Raw genomic sequence first — 18,584 nt, 5'->3', positions numbered from 1 at the left:
GCCAGAGGAACTTAGGGAGCTCGGGCGGTCTCAGTACTGATAGTCTTCGAAGACCGGCTCGACGGAACCCTGCCAGCGGCCGTTGTAGAGCGAAAGCAGATCCTCGGCGAGCGTCGCCTTCTTGGCGAGCACTTCGTCGAGCGGCGCCAGGAAGATGCTCTCGTCCTGGCCTTCCCCGTTGAGCTTGCCGCGCGCCTTGAGGCCGGCCCGCGATATGCCGATCACTTCGCGCGCCGTGTCGAAGAGCGCATGCCCGCGAAACTCAGCCTTCAGCCCTTGCGCCGGAACGGCATCGCGCAGGGCGCCGATCTCGGCAAAGCCCCAATCCTTGGTCAGTTCGTCGGCTGCCTCCAGGGCTGCGTCTTCGTAGAGCAAGCCGACCCAGAAGGCCGGCAGGGCACAGATGCGCCGCCACGGGCCGCCGTCGGCGCCGCGCATTTCGAGGAAGCGCTTCAGCCTGACGTCGGGGAAGAGCGTCGAAAGATGGTTGGTCCAGTCGCCCATCGTCGGCGCAGGATCGGCGACCTCGCCCTTCAAGGCACCGTTCATGAACTGGCGGAAGGTGACGTGCGTACAGTCGTGATAACGGCCGTCGCGGACGATGAAATACATCGGCACGTCGAGCGCCCATTCGGCATAGTCCTTGAAGCCGAAATCGTCGCGGAAGGTGAAATCGAGCAGACCGGCGCGGCGATTGTCGGTATCGCGCCAGATGTCGCCGCGCCAGGAGAGCAGCCCGTTCGGCTTGCCCTCGGTGAAGGGCGAGGATGCAAAAAGCGCGGTCGCCAGCGACTGCAGCTTCATCGAGACGCGCATCTTCTTGCGCATGTCGGCTTCCGAGGAGAAATCGAGATTCACCTGGATCGTACAGGTGCGGTACATCATGTCGAGACCCTGGGTGCCGACCTTCGGCATATAGCGGGTCATGATCTCGTAGCGCGACTTCGGCATCTGCGGGGTTTCCGCATAGGTCCATTTCGGGCTGCCGCCGATGCCGAGGAAGCGGATGCCCATCGGCTCGGCAATTTCGCGCAGCGTCGCCAGATGTTGGTTCGATTCCTTGCAGGTCTGATGGATCGTCTCCAGCGGCGCGCCTGACAATTCGAACTGGCCGCCGGGCTCGATCGAGATCGCGCCCATGCCGTTCTGTTCGGCAAGCCCGATGATGTTGCCGCCGTCCATGATCGGCTCCCAGCCGCTCTTTTTCTGCAGGCCGGTGAGCAGGGCGGAAATGCTGGCATCGCCGAAATAAGGAACCGGGCTGTTATCGGCGCGGAAGAAGGCGAACTTCTCGTGTTCGGTGCCGATCCGGAAGCGCTCCCGCGGCTTGTTGCCCGCAGCGAGGTAATCGGTCAGTTCCTGGACCGAAGAGAGCGGCGTCTGGTCGGTAGTATCGCGGGCCATGCGGGTACCTGCATTCGAAAAAGGCGCCCAGGGGGCCGGGCAATTGGAAGGTGATTAGGACCCAAGCCACGTATGTTGCAAGTGAAATTCTTTCAATGACGCATCAAAAAAACAGCAGTGATTTCCGCGTCAACCCGTTTTCGGCGTCACGTCCAGTCGCCGATCGCCGCCTGGACGACGGCGAGCGCCGCAACGGCTGCCGTGTCGGCCCGCAGGATGCGCGGTCCGAGCGGAATGGCGGTGACGAAATCGAGGCTTCGAAGCCGGGCGCGCTCTTCCTCCGAGAAGCCGCCTTCCGGCCCGACCAGCAGGGCGAGGTGCCTTTCCCTAATGGCGGACAAGACCGGCAGCGGGTTCTGCCCGGCATCGCCCTCGTCGCAATAGATGATGCGGCGCTCGCGGGGCCAACGGTCGAGCAGATCGGAAAGCCTCGCCGGTTCGGCCACCTCTGGGATGCCGAGGACGCCGCATTGCTCCGCTGCCTCGACGACGTTGGCACGCAGCTTGTCGAGATTGGTGATCTTTCCCTGCACGTGCTGGGTCATCACAGGCTGCAGCAAGCCGGCTCCCATTTCCACGGCTTTCTGCACGAGATAATCCAGGCGCCCGACCTTCAGCGGCGCGAAGAGATAATGCAGGTCGCAAGGCGCCGGCTGCGGCCGCGTCTCTTCCTTTGCCGTCAGCAGGATGCGTTTGCGTGTGGGGAAGGTGAGGCTGGCCTTCCACTCGCCGTCGCGGCCGTTGAAGAGCAGGATCTCCGCGCCATCCTCCATCCTCAGCACATTGGCGAGATAATTGAACTGGTCGGAATTTGCTTCCACGACGGCGCCGCGGGAAAGCGGCGCATCGACGAACAGTCGTTGCATGCGAAAATTGGCGCGCATTTGAAAACTCAGAAGTTCAGACGAAGAGGGCGAACATAGCCCAATAAATCATGGCCGCAAGCGTGGCGGAAACCGGCACGGTGATGATCCAGGCAGCGATGATCGTCATGAAATGCGAGCGGCGCACCAGATAGCGCCGTCGCCTCTCATGAACGTTCGGTTCCTCCGGCTCGTCGAGCTCCCACGTTTCGGTCTTGCGCCTGATATAGGCGATGCGCCGCTTCGAATTGCGGGTGTACCATTCGCGGAAGAAACCGACGCCGAAGACCGAGCCGACGGCGATATGCGTGGTGCTGACCGGCAGGCCGAGCCAGGAGGCGACGATGACGGTGAAGGCGGTTGACAGCGCGACGCAATAGGCGCGCATCGGGTTGAGCTTGGTGATCTCCTCGCCGACGAGGCGGATGAGGCGCGGCCCGAAGAGCAGCAGGCCGACGGAGATGCCGAAGGCGCCGATCAGCATCACCCAAAGCGGCGGGTGGCCCGCACCTCCGTCACCGCCGATGGCGGCGGAGTGGACGATTGCCGACAGTGGCCCGACAGCGTTCGAAACGTCGTTTGCCCCGTGCGCGAAGGAAAGCAGCGCCGCCGACCCGATCAGCGGCAGGCGGAACAGCACGCGCAGCGAGCTGTTGCGGTTTTCGAGGTTGCGCGCTTGCGCGAGCACGAGCGGGCGCGCGCAAAGCCAGCTCACCAAGCCGATACCGATCCCGATGAGGATGACGGTGAGAGACGGAAAGCGGCCGGCCGGCGACAGCTGCAGCACCATATAGGCCATGAAGCTGCCGGCCATCACAGCCACCAGGACCGGCACCCAGTGCCGCGCCGCCGCGATCTTGTCGTCGCGATAGATGATGAGCGTCTTGACGAGATAGAGCAGACCGGCGGCGATCAGCCCGCCGATCAACGGCGAAGTGATCCAGCTCGAGGTGATTTCCAGCATCACCCGCCAGTTTACCGGCTCGGGCCCGACGGCAGCGACGCCGGCGCCGATCACCGCGCCGACGATCGCATGCGTGGTCGAAACCGGCGCGTTCATCCAGGTTGCGAGATTGATCCAGAGGGCTGCCGCGGTCAGCGCCGCCATCATGATCCAGCCGAGCACCACAGGCGGCACCTGAACGGCATCGACGATGTTGGAGGAAATCGTCTTGACGACCTCGCCGCCGCCGATCGTGGCGCCGAGGACCTCGAAGATCGCGGCGATGATAAGCGCCTGGCCCATCGTCATGGCGCGTGCGCCGACGGCCGCGCCCACATTGTTGGTCACGTCGTTGGCGCCGATATTCAGCGCCATGTAGGCGGCAAGGGCCGCTGCCGCCACGACGAGCACGGCTCCGGGCCGGTCGAAGACGTAGACGCCGGCAAAAAGCATGGCGAGACCAAGGAAAATCAGCCCGAGACCGGGCGCCACCAGCCGCCGCGCCACATGCTTGGCCGCGTCCTCGACATAGGTGATCTTATCGAGATCCTTGTCGAGCGTGCGTTTGGTAAGAACTGCGGGGCGTGGCGGCATTCGGTTTTCCAGAGATAAATCTGCTTCTACGCTGCTTTTTTAGCAGTGCAAGATGGCAGGATTCATTCCGCCGGAATTTGCTTCGCCGGTTTGGCCGAAAGCCTGTCGATCATCTTTTGCTTGAAGGCGAGGAAAAGGTGCCGCAGCTCCGGTTCGCGCACGCGATTGGCCGCCTCGTCGAAGGACACCCATTCGATGGTGCGCTCGCCCTTCTCTTTAAAGTTCTTCGCCATGTCGGTGACTTCGAGCGCATAGACCTGCACCTTGCAGATCACCTGCACCCCATCGCGCAGCACCTTCGGATAGGTATAGGCGCCGAGGGTTTCCGCCTCGACGGAGCCGCGGACGCCGGCTTCCTCCAGGGCTTCCTGCATCGCGACTTCATGGGCGCATTTCCCATTCATCGGCCAGCCCTTGGGAATGACCCAGCGGCCGGTGTCGCGGCTCGTCATCAGGAGCACCTCGACCTCACCGCTCTTCTTCTTCACCCGGTAGCACAGCGCGCCATATTGTTGTCGCGGCGGGCGCCGGAACATCAGTTGCACATCGGATGCCAATCTGGCGAGAAGAGTCAATTGTCGGGTCACCTTCGCAGTGGTTGTTAGGAATCACTCATATACGTGTATCACGGAAAGCTTACGCAATCCAAAACCGAGCACGGTCCGAAACGTGGTTTCACCGCCGTTCTTAGGGGAAATCGAGCTGGGGCAGGCTCAGAAATCCGTCACGACCTGTTTCGAATGCGCCATATTGCACAGGTGTACAATATGGCTTCGTCTTGCTTTCTAATCAATGGCGGGATCAATTGTTCCCCAATCATTTTGCGAATGTGGCAACTATGCGTCTACCGCCTCTCAATGCCGTGCGCGCCTTCGAGGCCGTTTGCCGTCACGGCAGCATTTTGAAAGCCGCCGAGGAGCTGAATGTCGTGCGCGGCGCCGTGCGCCAGCAGATCGCGACGCTCGAGAATCACTTCGGCCGCAAGCTCTTCACGCGCGAAGGCCGCAGGCTGGTTCCGACTGGCGAGGCAAGCGCTTTCGCCGAAGCCTCGGGCGCGGCATTCGACATCCTGCAGCGCGCCGCTTCGGAGTTCGAAAGTGCCGGAACGGGCCGCCTCCGCCTCGGCGTTCCCTCCGCCTTCGCTGTCTGGTGGCTGATGCCACGCGTCGCGGACATGCAGGCCGGTCTCGGCGATCTCTTGGTCGACATCGTGCCGATGACCGTGGTCGAACCGCTGCAGAAGCACCCGGAACTGGACGCGGTGATCATGGGCGGCGAATATCGGCCGGCCGCCGGAATTACCGCGCTACGCTTCATGGAGGACGAGTTCGGCCCGGTCGCCACGCCGGCGCTTGCGGCGATGCTATCGAAAGACGCCGCGGCAATGGCTGCGCAGACAATGCTGGTCAGCCGCAGCGCCCCGAAGCTCTGGGACGAATGGTTTGCCGAAAGCGCCACGCCGCCCGTCCTCTTTTCACGCCGCCAGGAATTCGAGGATCTGCTGCTGGCGCTGGGTGCCGCCCGTTCGGGGCTTGGTATCGCCCTTGCGCCGCGCGCCTCGATAGAAGACGATCTTGAGCGCGGGCGGCTGGTCGCGCCCTACGGCTTCATCTCCCGGCCGTCGGGTTACAGCCTCTGCTGCCGCACGCCCGATGCGAAACGGCCGGCCTTTGCCGCCTTGTCCGGTTGGCTGCTTCGTTGCGGGAAGGGGAGCTGAAAGGGCAGATTTTCTGCTCTTTCGTCAGAATAACCTCCATACTCGCCATCCTGTTGCTCCGCTAGAAATGGCCGGCGTCAGACGCAGAGGAGAAGATGATGGAAAGAACCGCAACCCGCATCGACTGGATCGGCAGCAACTGCCGGCTGCTCAGGGCGACGGCGGCCGAATTCGAACACACGCGCCCCTTTAAGGGCCTGTCGATCGGCACCGGCATCCATCTCGAGCCGAAGACGGTAGCGCTGTTGATGACGCTTCGCGCCGGCGGGGCGCATCTCGTCTGCACCGGCAACCTCAACAGCACCCAGCCTTCGACGGTCGAGTTCCTGCGTGCACAGGGCATCACCGTCTTTGCCACCCCGACGACCGATCCTGCCGCGCATCACCAGAGCCTGGAAGCGGTGATCGCCGAAAGGCCGGACCTGCTGCTCGACAATGGCGGCGATCTCTTCGCTATCGCCGCGGAAAAGCCCTACGCGAATTTGCTCGGCGGGACCGAGGAAACGACGTCGGGCCGCACGCGGCTGCTGCCGATGCGCGAGCGCCTGAACATGCAGATCCTCGTCATCAACGACAGCCCGATCAAGCAGTTCGCCGAAAACAGGCATGCCGTCGGCCAGAGCCTGTTCGAAAGCTATCTGCGCTTTACCAACCGGTCCACCAACGGCAAACGCGTGACGGTTTTCGGCTACGGCGCCTGCGGCAAAGGCACGGCCGCCTGTTTCCGCAATGCCTTTGCGACTGTCAGTGTCGTCGATATCGATCCGGTGACGACACTCGAAGCCCATCTCGACGGCTTCGTCACACCGCTGCGCGAGGCGGCGATCCGCTCGGCCGATATTCTCGTCACCGTCACGGGTTTTGCCGATATCGTCACGGCCGCCGACCTGCCGCTCCTCAAGGACGGTGCAATCCTGATGAATGGCGGCCATTTCCCGCGCGAGATCGACGTCGAAGCCTTTCGCCGCCATCCGGATGTCGGCGGCATCGATCGTTACGAGGCCGAGCATATCGAGACCTTCCATCTGAAGGACGGCCGGTCTTTTCACGTGCTCGGCGGCGGCCACATGGCCAATCTTGCCGGCCCGCGGCCGCTCGGCAATTCCGCCGAATCGATGGATCTCGGCTTCACGCTTCAGGCGCGCTGCCTGGAGCGCGTTGCCAGGGGTGAAGCCGGTGCCGGGTCCGGGTCCTGCGTCGTGCCGGTGCCGGCCGATATCGATGCGATGGTGGCGAACGCCTATCTCGATCTCTCGCGCTGACCCTGCCGTCTTCAGTCAGAGCTCCCAGTAGGGAACGGGTCCGTAAAGCTCGCTGAGATAATCGATGAACAGCCGCACCTTGGCCGGCAGGAATTGCCGGCTGGGATAGACGGCCGAGAGCGCGACATTGTGCGAGCCCTCATAGGCCGGCAGCACCTGCACCAGGCGCCCGGCCTTGAGCTCTTCGCCGACATCCCAGGTGGAACGCAGTGCGATGCCGAGGCCGGCAATGACAGTCTCGCGGATAACTTCGCTGGAGTTGGTGATCAGCATGCCCTCCGGCCGTAGGCTGAGCGGTCCGTCCGGCCCGTTCAGCCGCCAGGTGTCGTTGTTATGCGCCGGCAGGCAGCGGTGGTGTTTCAGCGCGTCGATGGTTTCAGGCTTGCCATGGGCGGCGAGGTAATCCGGCGAGGCGCAGAGCAGCCGGCGCACCGGCGCGAGCCGGCGGGCGACGAGGCTTGAATCGGTGAGTTCAGCGATACGGATCGCCAGATCGAAGCCGCCGCCGACGATGTCGGAGAATTCGTCGGTCAGCACGAGGTTGATTGCAAGATCCGGATGCGCCTCCATGAAGTCTTTGAGATGCGGAGCGATATGCATGCGCCCGAAGGAGGTCGGCGCCGAGATCTTCAGCGTGCCGTGCATCTGCGCCGAGCGGCCGGAAATATAGAACTCGGCCTCTTCCAGGCCGGCGAGGATGCCGAGGACGCGGTCGTAGAAGCCTTGCCCGGCTTCCGTCAGCGAAATCTGCCGCGTCGTGCGCTGCAGAAGCCGGGTTCCGAGCCTGTCCTCCAGCCGCTTGATGCGCTTGGAAACGACGGCGGGGGAAAAGCCGAGCGCCCGCCCGGCGAGCGACATGCTTCCTGTGGCCACGACCTTGGCGAAGATTTCGAGATCACCCAGATTGGTCATAAGGTTCTGCGGCTTTTTCCTCTTTTGGCATAAGTGCTTAGCATTTGCGCCGGTTTTGGGAAAGTGCTAAGCCGATCTCACGGCGGCAGGGAGGTTCGCGGCCGGTTCCCGCTGTCATTTTCCCGTCGTCAGGACTAAAACAGGATGATTTTAGGCCGGTTGGCCTGAGATCTGAATCCTGTTCTATTCTATTAAAGAGTGAGAGCATGATGTCGTCCGAAAACCCCGCACACTTTTCGGCATCATGCTCTGGGGAGAACGCCATGTCCGACGCCATTCCGTTTCTGAAGCCCCGTGCCGACGTGCTGGCGCGGCGGGCTCAGATCGTCGCCGATCTGACCGATCTCCTGCCGCCGGAATGCCTGGTCCACGAGGCGCGAGAGCTGGTGCCGTTCGAGACGGACGCTTTTGTCTCCTACCGGCGCCTGCCGCTTGCCGTCGCGCTGCCGCGCACGACGGCCGAGGTGTCTGCGGTCATGCGTTATTGCCATCGCTATGGGATTCCCGTCGTGCCGCGCGGCGCCGGCACCTCGCTTTCCGGCGGCGCTATTCCGCAGGAGGATGCGGTCGTGCTCGGTCTCTCCAAGATGAACGGCATCCTCGAGATCGATCTGGCGAACCGGGTCGCCGTGGTTCAGGCCGGCGTCACCAATCTCAATATTTCCGAATCCGTCTCCGCCGACGGCTTCTTCTATGCGCCCGATCCGAGTTCGCAGCTTGCCTGCACCATCGGCGGCAATATCGGCATGAATTCCGGCGGCGCCCACTGTCTGAAATATGGAGTCACCACCAACAATCTACTCGGCGTCAAAATGGTGCTGGTCGACGGCACGGTGATCGAACTCGGCGGCAAGGCGCTGGATGCGGCGGGTTATGACCTGCTCGGCCTCGTCTGCGGTCACGAGGGCCAGCTCGGCATCGTCACCGAAGCGACGGTGCGGCTGATCGCCAAGCCGGAAGGCGCGCGCCCGGTGCTCTTCGGCTTCGAAGCGTCGGAGGAAGCCGGCGCCTGTGTGGCCGATGTCATCGCCGCCGGCATCATTCCCGTGGCGATCGAATTCATGGACAAGCCGGCGATCGAGATCTGCGAGGCCTTCGCCCATGCCGGTTATCCCCTCGATGTCGGCGCGCTCTTGATCGTCGAAGTCGAAGGTTCGGAAGCCGAGATGGACGCCACGCTGAGAGACATCGTCGAGATTGCCCGCCGGCACGGTGTGAAGACCGTGCGCGAATGCCAGTCGGCAACCGAAGCGGCACTGATTTGGAAGGGCCGCAAATCCGCCTTCGGCGCCACCGGCCGCATCGCCGACTATATCTGCATGGACGGCACCGTGCCGCTCAGCCAGCTTTCCCATGTGCTGAAGCGGACAGCGGAAATCGTCGATCATTACGGCCTGCGCGTCGCAAACGTCTTCCATGCCGGCGACGGCAACATGCACCCGCTGATCCTCTTCAATGCCAACGATCCCGAGGATGCCGCCAGGGCGGAAGCGGCCGGCAACGATATTCTGAAGCTCTGCGTCGATGCCGGCGGCTGCCTGACCGGCGAGCATGGCGTCGGCATCGAGAAGCGCGACCTGATGCGGCATCAATATTCCGAGGCCGACCTTGCCCAGCAGATGGCGGTGCGCGCCGCCTTCGATCCCGGCTGGATCCTCAACCCCTCGAAGGTCTTCCCGCTCGAAGGACGCCCTGCAGCATGATCGATCTGATGCCGACGAGCGAGGAACAGGCGGCGGCGATCGTCCTCGCCCATGCGGAGATGAACCGGCCGCTCGCGATCTGCGGCGGTGATACGCGCTCGGGCTTCGGCAATGCCGTTGCCGCCGAAGATCGGCTGCGATCGACCAGGCTTTCCGGCATCCTCGCCTACAATCCCGGCGAGATGGTCATGACGGCTCGTTCGGGCACGCCGCTCGCCGAGATCGAGGCGGCGCTCGCCGAAGCAGGCCAGATGCTCGCTTTCGAGCCGATGGATCATCGCCTCGTCATGGGCAGGTCGGGCGAGCCGACCATCGGCGGCGTCTTCGCCGCCAATGTCTCCGGCCCGCGCCGCCTCGTTGCGGGTGCAGCCCGCGACAACCTGCTCGGCGTGCGCTTCGTCAACGGCAGGGGCGAGGTCATCAAGGCCGGCGGCCGGGTGATGAAGAATGTCACCGGCCTCGATCTCGTCAAGCTGATCGCCGGTTCGCACGGCACGCTGGGTTTTCTGACCGAAGTCACCTTCCGCGTGCCGCCGCGCCCGAAGACGGAACGGACCGTGGTTCTCTCCGGCCTCAACGATGCCGAGGCGGCAAAGGCCATGGCGACGGCGATGGCGCTGCCGGTCGAAGTCTCGGGCGCGGCCCATCTGCCTTTGACGGTGACGTGGAAATTCCTCGCCGGCAAGCTTCCGGAAGGCGAGGCGACGGTTCTGCGCATCGAGGGCTTGGCCGGCTCCGTCGACGTGCGCGTCGAAAAGCTTGCAGCGGCAATGTCTGCCTTCGCCACGGTCACGCGGCTGGACGAGAGTGAAAGCCAGAGGCTCTGGCGGGAAGTCCGCGACGTGCTGCCCTATGCCGACGGCACGACGCGGCCGGTCTGGCGCGTCTCTGTCGCCCCCGGTACCGGCCATCAGCTGGTGGCGGCGCTCCGCCTCGAAGCCGGCGTCGATGCCTTTTATGATTGGCAGGGCGGCCTCGTCTGGATGCGCATGGAGGCGGATCCCGAAGCCGAACTGGTCCGTCGCTACATCAAGGCGCTCGGCGGTGGGCATGCCACCCTCATCCGCGCATCCGCCGCGGCGAGGGCGACAACCGCCGCCTTTCATCCGGAGCCCGAGGCGGTGACAATGCTGTCGCGGCGGGTGAAGGAGAAATTCGATCCGGCCGGGATATTCAATCCGGGGAAGATGGGGTGAGAAGATGAGTTTGCGTCTGGGTTACCCCCCTCTGTCCTGCCGGACATCTCCCCCACAAGGGGGGAGATCGGCAAGAGGTTGGACCATTGCTCCCTCGCTGTTCTATCGGAGTTGCAGTAGCCCAGTTGTTTGGGGAAGCCATCACTCCGATCCGATCTCCCCCCTTGTGGGGGAGATGTCCGGCAGGACAGCGGGGGGTGCCATGGGCACTACGCCCGAGGTCTTCCCAAAGTGGAGGCCCCGCTAGATGCAGACGAACTTCACCCCCGCCCAACTCGCCGACCCCCATGTCGCCGAATCCGAGAAGATCCTGCGCAAATGCGTGCATTGCGGTTTCTGCACCGCGACCTGTCCCACCTATGTGACGCTCGGCAACGAGCTCGACAGTCCGCGCGGCCGCATCTACTTGATCAAGGACATGCTGGAAAACGGCCGCCCGGCCGATGCCGAGGTCGTCACCCATATCGACCGCTGTCTTTCCTGCCTTGCCTGCGTCACCACCTGTCCCTCGGGCGTCGACTATATGCACCTGGTCGATCACGCCCGCGCCCATATCGAGAAGACCTATAAGCGGCCGTTCATGAACCGGCTGACGCGCGCCATCCTTGCCGCCGTGCTGCCCCATCCCGGCCGGTTCCGCCTGGCGCTTAATCTCGCCCGCCTCGGCCGGCCCTTTGCCGGGCTGATGCGACGTGGCGCGCTGAAGCCCTTTGCCGCCATGCTGGCGCTTGCGCCGCGCCGCATTCCCGCTGCTTCGGCCTTCGCAAAACCCGGCACGCACGGGACTGAGATGGAAAAGCGCGGCCGTGTGGCGATCCTGACCGGCTGCGCCCAGCCGGTGCTCGACCCCGCCATCAACGAGGCGGCGATCCGGCTGCTGACGCGGCTGGGCGTCGAGGTGGTGGTGCCGGAAGGCGAGGTCTGCTGCGGTTCGCTCGTCCATCACATGGGCCGGGCCGAACAGGCGCTCGAAAGCGCCCGGGCCAATGTCGATATCTGGACGCGCGAGATCGAAGGGCAGGGGCTCGATGCGATCATCATCACCGCCTCCGGCTGCGGCACGACGATCAAGGATTACGGCCACATGCTGCGCCTCGATCCCGCCTATGCCGCAAAGGCGGCCAGGGTTTCGGGACTGGCCAAGGACATCACCGAATATCTCGCCACGCTCGACTTGCCCGCGCATATGCCGAAAGGCCTGACGGTCGCCTATCATTCCGCCTGTTCCATGCAGCACGGCCAGCGAATCACCCTTCAGCCGAAGCAATTGCTGAAGGCGGCGGGTTTTACGGTGCGCGATCCCGCCGAAGGTCATCTTTGCTGCGGTTCCGCCGGCACCTATAACATTATGCAGCCGGAAATCTCGGCGGCGCTGAAGGCGCGCAAGGTGAAGAACATCGAGGCGACCAAGGCCGATATCATCGCCACCGGCAATATCGGCTGCATCACCCAGATCGCCACCGGCACCGGCATCCCGATCCTCCATACGGTCGAATTGCTCGATTGGGCCTATGGCGGCGCTGTGCCTGAAAAATTAACGGGTTTGCCCTTAGCTTGATGCCTGCGACGGCCCGCCTGGCCGTTTTCGGGAGGTTAGGCGATGTGGCGCGGAATGATTGTTCTTGCGGGTTTGCTCGTGCAGGCGGGCATCGCCCACGCCGACAGCCGCTTTTTCTGTTCGGCCGATGACAAGCAAGCACGCTTCACGCTCGAAAGCGGTTTCGAAAGCGAAGCCGGCCATCGGCTCAACCATTTTCGCGGGGCGCTCGTTATCAAGGATGCCGCCCAGGCGACCGTTTTCGGAAAGCGCGTCTTCGAATCGCAGCATCTGACTAATCACTGGTCGCGTGACGGCGATCTGCTCCTGGAGGTTTTCGACGGGGGTAGTGACGATACCGGCGGAGCGACGCTGGATCTGGTCGTGGTCGCCGGCGAGCGCGGCAAGGCCGCGGCCAATTTCAGCGGCACCTATTCCCTGACGATCGCAGGCGGCAGCGAGCCCTACGCCGCCCAGGGCAAGGTCAGCTGCGGCACGAAATAGTGTAATTGCAGGAAAACCGCGAAGCAGTTTTCCGTCTCCCCAAAAAGGCTAGAGCGGTCCTGCTTTCATGAAGCTGAACCGCTCTAACATTGCAGCCGAAATTCAATATTACCAGTGGAACGACACGCCGACGTTGACGGCATTGGTGAAGATGTTGGTCTTCAGCCGGTCGCCGCTGTCGATCGGAACATCGACGCGCGAATAGGTGCCCTTGTATTCGACGAAGGTCGACCAGCGCTCGGTCACCTTGAAGTCGACGCCGGCCTGCGCCTGCAGCGTCACCCCGCCGAATTCATAAGCCCAGGTCTTGCCTTCGGGACGAATGACTTCGACATGCGGAATGTTCACGCCGATACCGGCGCCAAGATAGGGTGTCCAGCGGCGGGCGGGATCCTGGAAGCGGTAGAGACCGTTCACGGTGAGAAGGTTCAGGCCGTCGGTGAATTCGAAATGCGACCAGCCGGCCTTGGCGAGCGTGTCGTCGTCGGCATAGACCTTGTCATGGGTGTAATCGAGCGAGATGCCCCAGTTTGGCTTGTTGAAATCCTCGAGCCACCAGGTGACGCGGGCGCCGTAATAGGGCGGGCTGCCGAAGGACTTGCCTTCCCATCCGGCGGTGAAGCTCGTGCCGTCGGAGACGTCGACGCCACTGTGCGGTGCGGTCTGATAGCCGCCGTAAATGGAAAATTCCAGATCTTCCGCCGAGGCGGAGGCTGCAGAACAGACGGTGAAAAGCGCGATGCCCGCAAGCAGGGAGGCGGAGGAACGCAGCGCATATGTCATTGATTAGCCCCGATATTGCAAATATGTCGACTCTTAGGCAGCAGTGCCAGCTTTCCGCCGCAAAGTCTAAGGAAAAGAAAAGGCGCGTCAAAATGCGCCTTTCGTTTTTTCACAAGTGTTGCTCAGCCGCCGAACATCGTGCGCAGCACGTCGATGCCCCTGTCCTCGAACGCCACCTTGCCCTGCCGGTTGCCGGGGCCGATGACGATCACTTTCGTGCCGACGGGGGCGCGATCGTAAAGATGCATCACGTCGGCGTTCATCATGCGGATGCAGCCGGAAGACATGTTGAGGCCGATCGTCCAGGGCTGGTTGGTGCCGTGGATACGGAAGATGGTGTCGCGGCCGCCCTGATAGAGATACATGGCGCGGGCGCCGAGCGGATTATCCTCGCCGCCTTCCTGGAAAGCCGGAATGATGTGGCCCTTGGCGGCTTCGCGGCGGCGCATCTCGGCCGGCGGCGTCCAACTCGGCCATTCGGCCTTGCGGCCGATCTTGACGATGCCGGACCAGCCGAAGCCTTCACGGCCGACGCCGATACCGTAGCGGGTGGCGCGGTTGCCGCCTTCGACCAGATAGAGGTATTTGTTGTTGGTATCGATGATGACCGTGCCGATCGGTTCCGTCGTTACCAGGCGCACTTTCTTGCGCTTGAACTGCGGCTTCACATATTTCGGCATCTGCGCCACGCGCACGATCTGCGTCGGGCGCCGTGCGTTGTCGGAGCCGGCAGGCGCGGCAAAGGCAGATGTAGACATCAAGGACAGAACAAGTCCGGCCGCAGCCAGACCTGACATCAATTTGATCATGATCGATTCCCCTCAAGCAAATCCGCCTGAAGCTACATGAACTTCTGTCCGATTCAAGATCGGTCCGGCCGGGTAAAGCAAATTCGGGAGAGCAAGCCGCCTGTTCTTGCGGCTTGCCAGAGCATTTCCGTTTTTCGGGAAAACACGGAAACGCTCTATCATTTTGTTTTTACAAGAAAAATACTGCACGATTTTGCTGGAAGCGCTCCAGCTATTATGTGTGCCATTACATGACGATGACGCGGGTCCCGACGTTGACGCGGTCGTAGAGATCGACGACGTCCTCGTTGCGCAGGCGGATGCAGCCGGAAGAAACGGCGCTGCCGATCGACCAGGGCGCGTTGGTGCCATGGATGCGGTAGAGCGTCGAGCCGAGATACATGGCGCGGGCGCCGAGCGGGTTTTCCGGACCGCCGTCCATGCGCGCCGGCAGGTAATGGCCCTTGGCGGCTTCGCGGCTGATCATCTCGGAAGGCGGCGTCCAGTCCGGCCATTCCGTCTTGCGGGTGATCTTGTGGACGCCTGCCCATTCGAAGCCGGGCTTGCCGACGCCCACACCGTAGCGCCGGGCCTTGCCGCCTTCCATGACGAGATAGAGAAAGCGGTTGTTGGTATCGATGACGATCGTGCCGGGGTTTTCCTTGGTGTCGTAATCGACCATCTGCGGCAGGAATTGCGGCTCGATCGGGTTGCGGATCGCCGGTATGCCGGGTCTGATCGCCGATACGGTCTGAGGTGCTGCCTGCGGCGCCTGGCGCAGGACGCGGCGCTGGAAGAGGCCGCGCTGCTGGCGCTGGATGACCGGCCGCTGGTAGACGACGGGACGAACCCTGCCACCGAGCTGGTTGATCCACGGCGCGGTCAAATCGGGGCTCAGCACGACAGGCGGGCGGGTGGCGTAGCGGTCGTCTGCAATGGCGGCCGTGGAGAAGATGCCGCAGAGGGCTGCGGCAAGGACAAGGTGTTTCATCATCGGACGAACTCTCTACAAATGACCGAAAATGCGCTGGCGGCATATGTCCGCCCGCTGAGACGCTGCCACCTTTCCGCCAGCGAATGGTAAAGATCGATTCATGAAAGGCCGCCCGGCCGGATAAACTTTTCGTCAGGGTTACCGATCGGTTTGGAAAGACGGTTTTCAAATGGTAAAGCCGGAATCAGGCCGGAAAACCAAGCCGGCCACGGAGATCGAAGCGGACATGAGCGCGACTGGCATCATCATCGGCGAGGACGGCAGGAGCCGCTGTCACTGGCACGCCAACCTGCCGGATTATCTCAAATACCACGACGAGGAATGGGGCCGTCCCGTCACCGACGATATCCGCCTGTTCGAGAAGATATGCCTCGAAGGTTTCCAGTCCGGCCTTTCCTGGCTGACCATCCTGCGCAAGCGGGAGAACTTCCGCGCCGCCTTCGCCGGCTTCGATTTCGAGAAGGTCGCGCGATTCGGCGAGGAGGATGTGGCCCGCTGCCTTGCCGATGCCGGCATCATCCGCCATCGCGGCAAGATCGTCTCCACCGTCAACAATGCCAGGCGCGCCATCGAACTTCGGGACGAATTCGGTTCGCTCGCTCGCTATTTCTGGCGCTACGAGCCAGGCCACAACGAGCGTCCGGCGGTGGTCGACCGTGACCATATCGTCGCCAATCCGACGACGCCGACGTCGGCGGTCATTTCGAAGGATCTGAAGAAACGCGGCTGGACCTTTGTCGGTCCGACCACAGTTTATGCCTTCATGCAGGCGATGGGTCTCGTCAACGATCATCTGGAGGGCTGCTATTGCCGGCCCGAGGTGGAGGCGATGCGCAGCGCCCTGGTGCGCCCGTGAAAGATGCATTCATGAGAACGATGATCGCCGCCGCTGCCCTGTTTTTCGTGACCGCCCCCGCCATGGCGCAGGCGCCGCAGCTCGAGCCCGGCGAGAAGCTGGAAAAACTGCAGTTTCCAGCCGTCGCCATGCAGCTGAAGGGCTGGACGAAATTCGGCAACAGCCACGTCTATACGCTGCCGGTGCGCGCCGGCCAGCACGTGAAGGTCAGCTTTGCCACCAAGAGCAAGTTCGCCTTTCTCGCGATATTCGACCTGTCGAAACCCGATGACGAGGCCTTCTTCGGCACCGATGAGGACGGCTCGAGCTTCGAGACGACGGTCAAGGAAAACACCACCTGGCTGCTGCGGCCCTATTATTCCAAGGTTTCGCCGCGCCGAGGCCTCGGCGCCCCCTTCAGCGTCCTGATCGAGCCCTTGGCTGCTGCCCCGCAGCCGAAAGCACAGCCCGAACCGGAGCAGCCGTCGCTCTTTCCGAAGGCGCCCCCCAAGCCGCAATGAGGCGTGTTTGAATCCGGTCACGAAAGCCGGTCGATCAGCTCGCGCAATTCGCCGAGATGACCGATCTTGCGGAAGCGCGGTGCCTCCGTCGGCTCATCGACATGCTCCAGCACCCAGGTCAGTTCGTGTGGCACGAATACGCCGTAGCTGCCGGCGGCGATTGCCGGCACGATATCCGATTTCAGCGAATTGCCGACCATCATCGCCCGCTCCGGCCCGTCGCCCACCTTGGCGAAGATGCGGCGGTAGGTGACGGCCGTCTTGTCGGAGACGATCTCGACGGCATCGAAGAAATCGCCGAGCCCGGATTGGGCAAGCTTGCGCTCCTGATCGAAGAGATCGCCCTTGGTGATCATGACAAGCAGATATTTGCCGGCAAGCGCCTCCAGCGTGTCGCGCACATGCGGCATGGTCTCGACCGGATGGTTGAGAAGATCGCGGCCGGTATCGAGGATCTTGGCAATGACGCTCGCGGGGACCTTGCCCTCGGTGATCTCGATCGCCGTTTCGACCATCGACAGGGTGAAGCCTTTGATGCCGAAGCCGTAGTGACGAAGGTTGCGTTTTTCGGCTTCCAGCAGCCGCTCGGAAATCTTCGGTCCTTCGGCGAAATCGGCAAGTAGGCTGGTAAAATGAGCTTCCGTCAGTCGGTAATATTGTTCGTTCTGCCAAAGCGTATCGTCGGCATCGAAGCCGATGGTGGTCAGTGGACGCGTCGCCATATGCGCACCTCTTGAAATAGGGCCGGCAATCTATCGGCCGCCTGTGTCGAGACGAGGGCGGTTGCCTCCAGTGCGGGACGCGCGTTGAAAAGCGCGGCCGCCGCACTACATCGAGTTTGCCTCACCCAGCAGCCAGCTACGGCTGTGCCTGTCATGCGCAGGCCAATAATTAAAAAAATGAAGTTCTTGAGTTCGCAAGCCCCCTTGCGGCAGACACAAAGGAATTTTTCGACCATGCGTTACAATCAACTCGGAAATACGGGACTTTTCGTCTCGGAAATCTGCCTCGGCACCATGACCTTCGGCGAGGCCAAGCAGGGCAGTGCCTGGGGCGCCATCGCCGATGTCGACCAGAATGCCGCCGACCGGATCGTCGAGCGTTCGCTTGCATCGGGCGTCAATTTCATCGACACGGCCGACGTCTATTCTTTCGGCGAGTCCGAAAGGCTGCTCGGCCAGGCGCTGAAGAACCTCGACGTACCGCGTAAGGACGTCGTCATCGCCACCAAGGTCTATGGCGTGATGGGCGACAAGCCCAACGACCGCGGCGCCTCGCGCGGCCACATCATGGATTCCGTCGAGGCGAGCCTGAAGCGTCTGCAGACGGATCATATCGACCTCTATCAGATCCATGCGACCGATACGGTCACGCCGATCGAAGAGACGCTGCGCGCCTTCGACGATCTCGTTTCCCGCGGTCTCGTGCGCTATATCGGCGTTTCCAACTGGCAGGCCTGGCGCATTTCCAAGGCGCTCGGCCTGTCCGAACGCCGCGCCTTTGCCCGTTTCGAAAGCGTGCAGGCCTATTATTCCATCGCCGGACGCGATCTCGAACGCGACATCGTACCGATGATGCAGGAGGAGAAGCTTGGCCTGATGGTCTGGTCGCCGCTCGCCGGCGGTCTCTTGTCCGGCAAATATGGTCCCGGCGCGCCCGGCAATGGCGAAGGCCGCCGCGCCAATTTCGATTTTCCGCCGGTCGACAAGGACAAAGCCTGGGCCTGCGTCGCGGTCATGCGCGAGGTTGCCGAAAAGCACGGCGTCGGCGTCGCGACAGTCGCGCTCGCCTATATCCTCGCCAAGCCTTTCGTCACCTCGGTCATCATCGGCGCCAAGCGTGTCGACCAGCTCGACCAGAACCTGGCTGCCGTTAGGCTGAAGCTCGATGAGGACGATCTGAAGAGGCTCGACGAGGTGAGCGCGCTTGCGCCCGAATATCCGGGCTGGATGCTGACGCGGCAGGGCGCCGGCCGCCGGCCGGCGGACTTCGAGCCGAAGGAGTAAACGGCATTGCGTGAGGGAACGC

18 protein-coding genes are annotated in these 18,584 nt (G+C 62.8%); 9 read left to right on the top strand and 9 right to left on the bottom strand.

The window, feature by feature from the left end; genetic code table 11:
* Nucleotides 1–30 precede the first annotated feature (30 nt).
* From ATY76_RS31720 to ATY76_RS31705, 4 genes are all read right to left on the bottom strand, one after another.
* A complete protein-coding gene (locus ATY76_RS31720) occupies nucleotides 31–1,404 on the bottom strand; it encodes a glutamate--cysteine ligase (RefSeq protein ID WP_088678577.1) in 1,374 nt (457 codons plus the stop codon).
* A gap of 146 nt (nucleotides 1,405–1,550) precedes the next feature.
* Nucleotides 1,551–2,288 (bottom strand): 16S rRNA (uracil(1498)-N(3))-methyltransferase, encoded by a 738-nt coding sequence (locus tag ATY76_RS31715; protein ID WP_088678576.1) that lies wholly within the window; start codon nucleotides 2,286–2,288, stop codon nucleotides 1,551–1,553.
* Between the two features lie 16 nt (nucleotides 2,289–2,304).
* A complete protein-coding gene (locus tag ATY76_RS31710; RefSeq protein ID WP_088678575.1) occupies nucleotides 2,305–3,804 on the bottom strand; it encodes an inorganic phosphate transporter in 1,500 nt (499 codons plus the stop codon).
* 62 nt (nucleotides 3,805–3,866) lie between these two features.
* Nucleotides 3,867–4,379 carry an NUDIX hydrolase gene (locus tag ATY76_RS31705; RefSeq protein WP_088678574.1) on the bottom strand — a complete coding sequence of 171 codons (513 nt, stop codon included), beginning with the start codon at nucleotides 4,377–4,379 and terminating at the stop codon, nucleotides 3,867–3,869.
* Between the two features lie 263 nt (nucleotides 4,380–4,642).
* Here ATY76_RS31705 and ATY76_RS31700 point away from each other — a divergent pair, with 263 nt between their 5' ends.
* Together ATY76_RS31700 and ATY76_RS31695 are read left to right on the top strand one after the other, a co-directional pair.
* Nucleotides 4,643–5,521 carry a LysR substrate-binding domain-containing protein gene (locus ATY76_RS31700; RefSeq protein WP_088678573.1) on the top strand — a complete coding sequence of 293 codons (879 nt, stop codon included), beginning with the start codon at nucleotides 4,643–4,645 and terminating at the stop codon, nucleotides 5,519–5,521.
* 98 nt (nucleotides 5,522–5,619) lie between these two features.
* Nucleotides 5,620–6,783 carry an adenosylhomocysteinase gene (locus ATY76_RS31695; RefSeq protein WP_088678572.1) on the top strand — a complete coding sequence of 388 codons (1,164 nt, stop codon included), beginning with the start codon at nucleotides 5,620–5,622 and terminating at the stop codon, nucleotides 6,781–6,783.
* 15 nt (nucleotides 6,784–6,798) lie between these two features.
* Here ATY76_RS31695 and ATY76_RS31690 read toward each other — a convergent pair whose 3' ends face one another.
* Nucleotides 6,799–7,695, bottom strand: coding sequence for a LysR family transcriptional regulator (locus ATY76_RS31690; RefSeq protein ID WP_088678571.1), 897 nt, complete (start codon nucleotides 7,693–7,695; stop codon nucleotides 6,799–6,801).
* Between the two features lie 263 nt (nucleotides 7,696–7,958).
* On the opposite strand from ATY76_RS31690, the gene ATY76_RS31685 reads away from it, so the two are divergent.
* The 4 genes from ATY76_RS31685 (at nucleotide 7,959) to ATY76_RS31670 (ending at nucleotide 12,635) form a co-directional block, all read left to right on the top strand.
* Nucleotides 7,959–9,398 carry an FAD-linked oxidase C-terminal domain-containing protein gene (locus ATY76_RS31685; protein ID WP_088678570.1) on the top strand — a complete coding sequence of 480 codons (1,440 nt, stop codon included), beginning with the start codon at nucleotides 7,959–7,961 and terminating at the stop codon, nucleotides 9,396–9,398.
* Nucleotides 9,395–10,594, top strand: a complete 1,200-nt coding sequence (gene glcE / locus ATY76_RS31680; RefSeq protein ID WP_088678569.1) for a glycolate oxidase subunit GlcE — start codon at nucleotides 9,395–9,397, stop codon at nucleotides 10,592–10,594. The genes ATY76_RS31685 and glcE overlap by 4 nt, the downstream gene beginning before the upstream one ends.
* Nucleotides 10,595–10,841: 247 nt before the next feature.
* Nucleotides 10,842–12,152: a glycolate oxidase subunit GlcF gene (glcF, locus tag ATY76_RS31675; protein WP_088678568.1), complete on the top strand. Its 1,311-nt coding sequence runs from the start codon at nucleotides 10,842–10,844 to the stop codon at nucleotides 12,150–12,152.
* A 42-nt stretch (nucleotides 12,153–12,194) separates the two neighbouring features.
* Nucleotides 12,195–12,635, top strand: coding sequence for a hypothetical protein (locus ATY76_RS31670; RefSeq protein ID WP_088678567.1), 441 nt, complete (start codon nucleotides 12,195–12,197; stop codon nucleotides 12,633–12,635).
* A gap of 108 nt (nucleotides 12,636–12,743) precedes the next feature.
* Here ATY76_RS31670 and ATY76_RS31665 read toward each other — a convergent pair whose 3' ends face one another.
* The 3 genes from ATY76_RS31665 to ATY76_RS31655 form a co-directional block, all read right to left on the bottom strand.
* Complete coding sequence (locus tag ATY76_RS31665) at nucleotides 12,744–13,418, bottom strand: outer membrane beta-barrel protein (protein ID WP_088678566.1); 675 nt, start codon at nucleotides 13,416–13,418, stop codon at nucleotides 12,744–12,746.
* A 122-nt stretch (nucleotides 13,419–13,540) separates the two neighbouring features.
* The gene (locus tag ATY76_RS31660; RefSeq protein WP_088678565.1) at nucleotides 13,541–14,227 is read right to left on the bottom strand and encodes a L,D-transpeptidase; all 687 of its coding nucleotides are present in this window, start codon (nucleotides 14,225–14,227) and stop codon (nucleotides 13,541–13,543) included.
* Nucleotides 14,228–14,453: 226 nt separating this feature from the next.
* Nucleotides 14,454–15,200 (bottom strand): L,D-transpeptidase, encoded by a 747-nt coding sequence (locus tag ATY76_RS31655; protein WP_088678564.1) that lies wholly within the window; start codon nucleotides 15,198–15,200, stop codon nucleotides 14,454–14,456.
* A 226-nt stretch (nucleotides 15,201–15,426) separates the two neighbouring features.
* On the opposite strand from ATY76_RS31655, the gene ATY76_RS31650 reads away from it, so the two are divergent.
* Together ATY76_RS31650 and ATY76_RS31645 are read left to right on the top strand one after the other, a co-directional pair.
* Nucleotides 15,427–16,056, top strand: a complete 630-nt coding sequence (locus ATY76_RS31650; protein ID WP_088678620.1) for a DNA-3-methyladenine glycosylase I — start codon at nucleotides 15,427–15,429, stop codon at nucleotides 16,054–16,056.
* On the top strand, nucleotides 16,053–16,556 hold the full coding sequence (locus ATY76_RS31645; protein ID WP_088678563.1) for a hypothetical protein: 504 nt from the start codon (nucleotides 16,053–16,055) through the stop codon (nucleotides 16,554–16,556). Before ATY76_RS31650 ends, ATY76_RS31645 begins: the two co-directional genes overlap by 4 nt.
* Nucleotides 16,557–16,573: 17 nt before the next feature.
* Here ATY76_RS31645 and ATY76_RS31640 read toward each other — a convergent pair whose 3' ends face one another.
* A complete protein-coding gene (locus ATY76_RS31640; protein WP_088678562.1) occupies nucleotides 16,574–17,278 on the bottom strand; it encodes an HAD family hydrolase in 705 nt (234 codons plus the stop codon).
* Between the two features lie 234 nt (nucleotides 17,279–17,512).
* On the opposite strand from ATY76_RS31640, the gene ATY76_RS31630 reads away from it, so the two are divergent.
* Nucleotides 17,513–18,562: an aldo/keto reductase gene (locus ATY76_RS31630; protein WP_088678560.1), complete on the top strand. Its 1,050-nt coding sequence runs from the start codon at nucleotides 17,513–17,515 to the stop codon at nucleotides 18,560–18,562.
* Nucleotides 18,563–18,584: the final 22 nt, after the last annotated feature.

Origin of the sequence: Rhizobium sp. R339, from assembly GCF_002211395.1 — a bacterium.
In the GTDB taxonomy this organism is placed as follows: domain Bacteria; phylum Pseudomonadota; class Alphaproteobacteria; order Rhizobiales; family Rhizobiaceae; genus Rhizobium.
The sequence above is the reverse complement of the archived record's forward strand: the minus strand, read 5'-3'. Positions and strand labels throughout refer to the sequence as shown.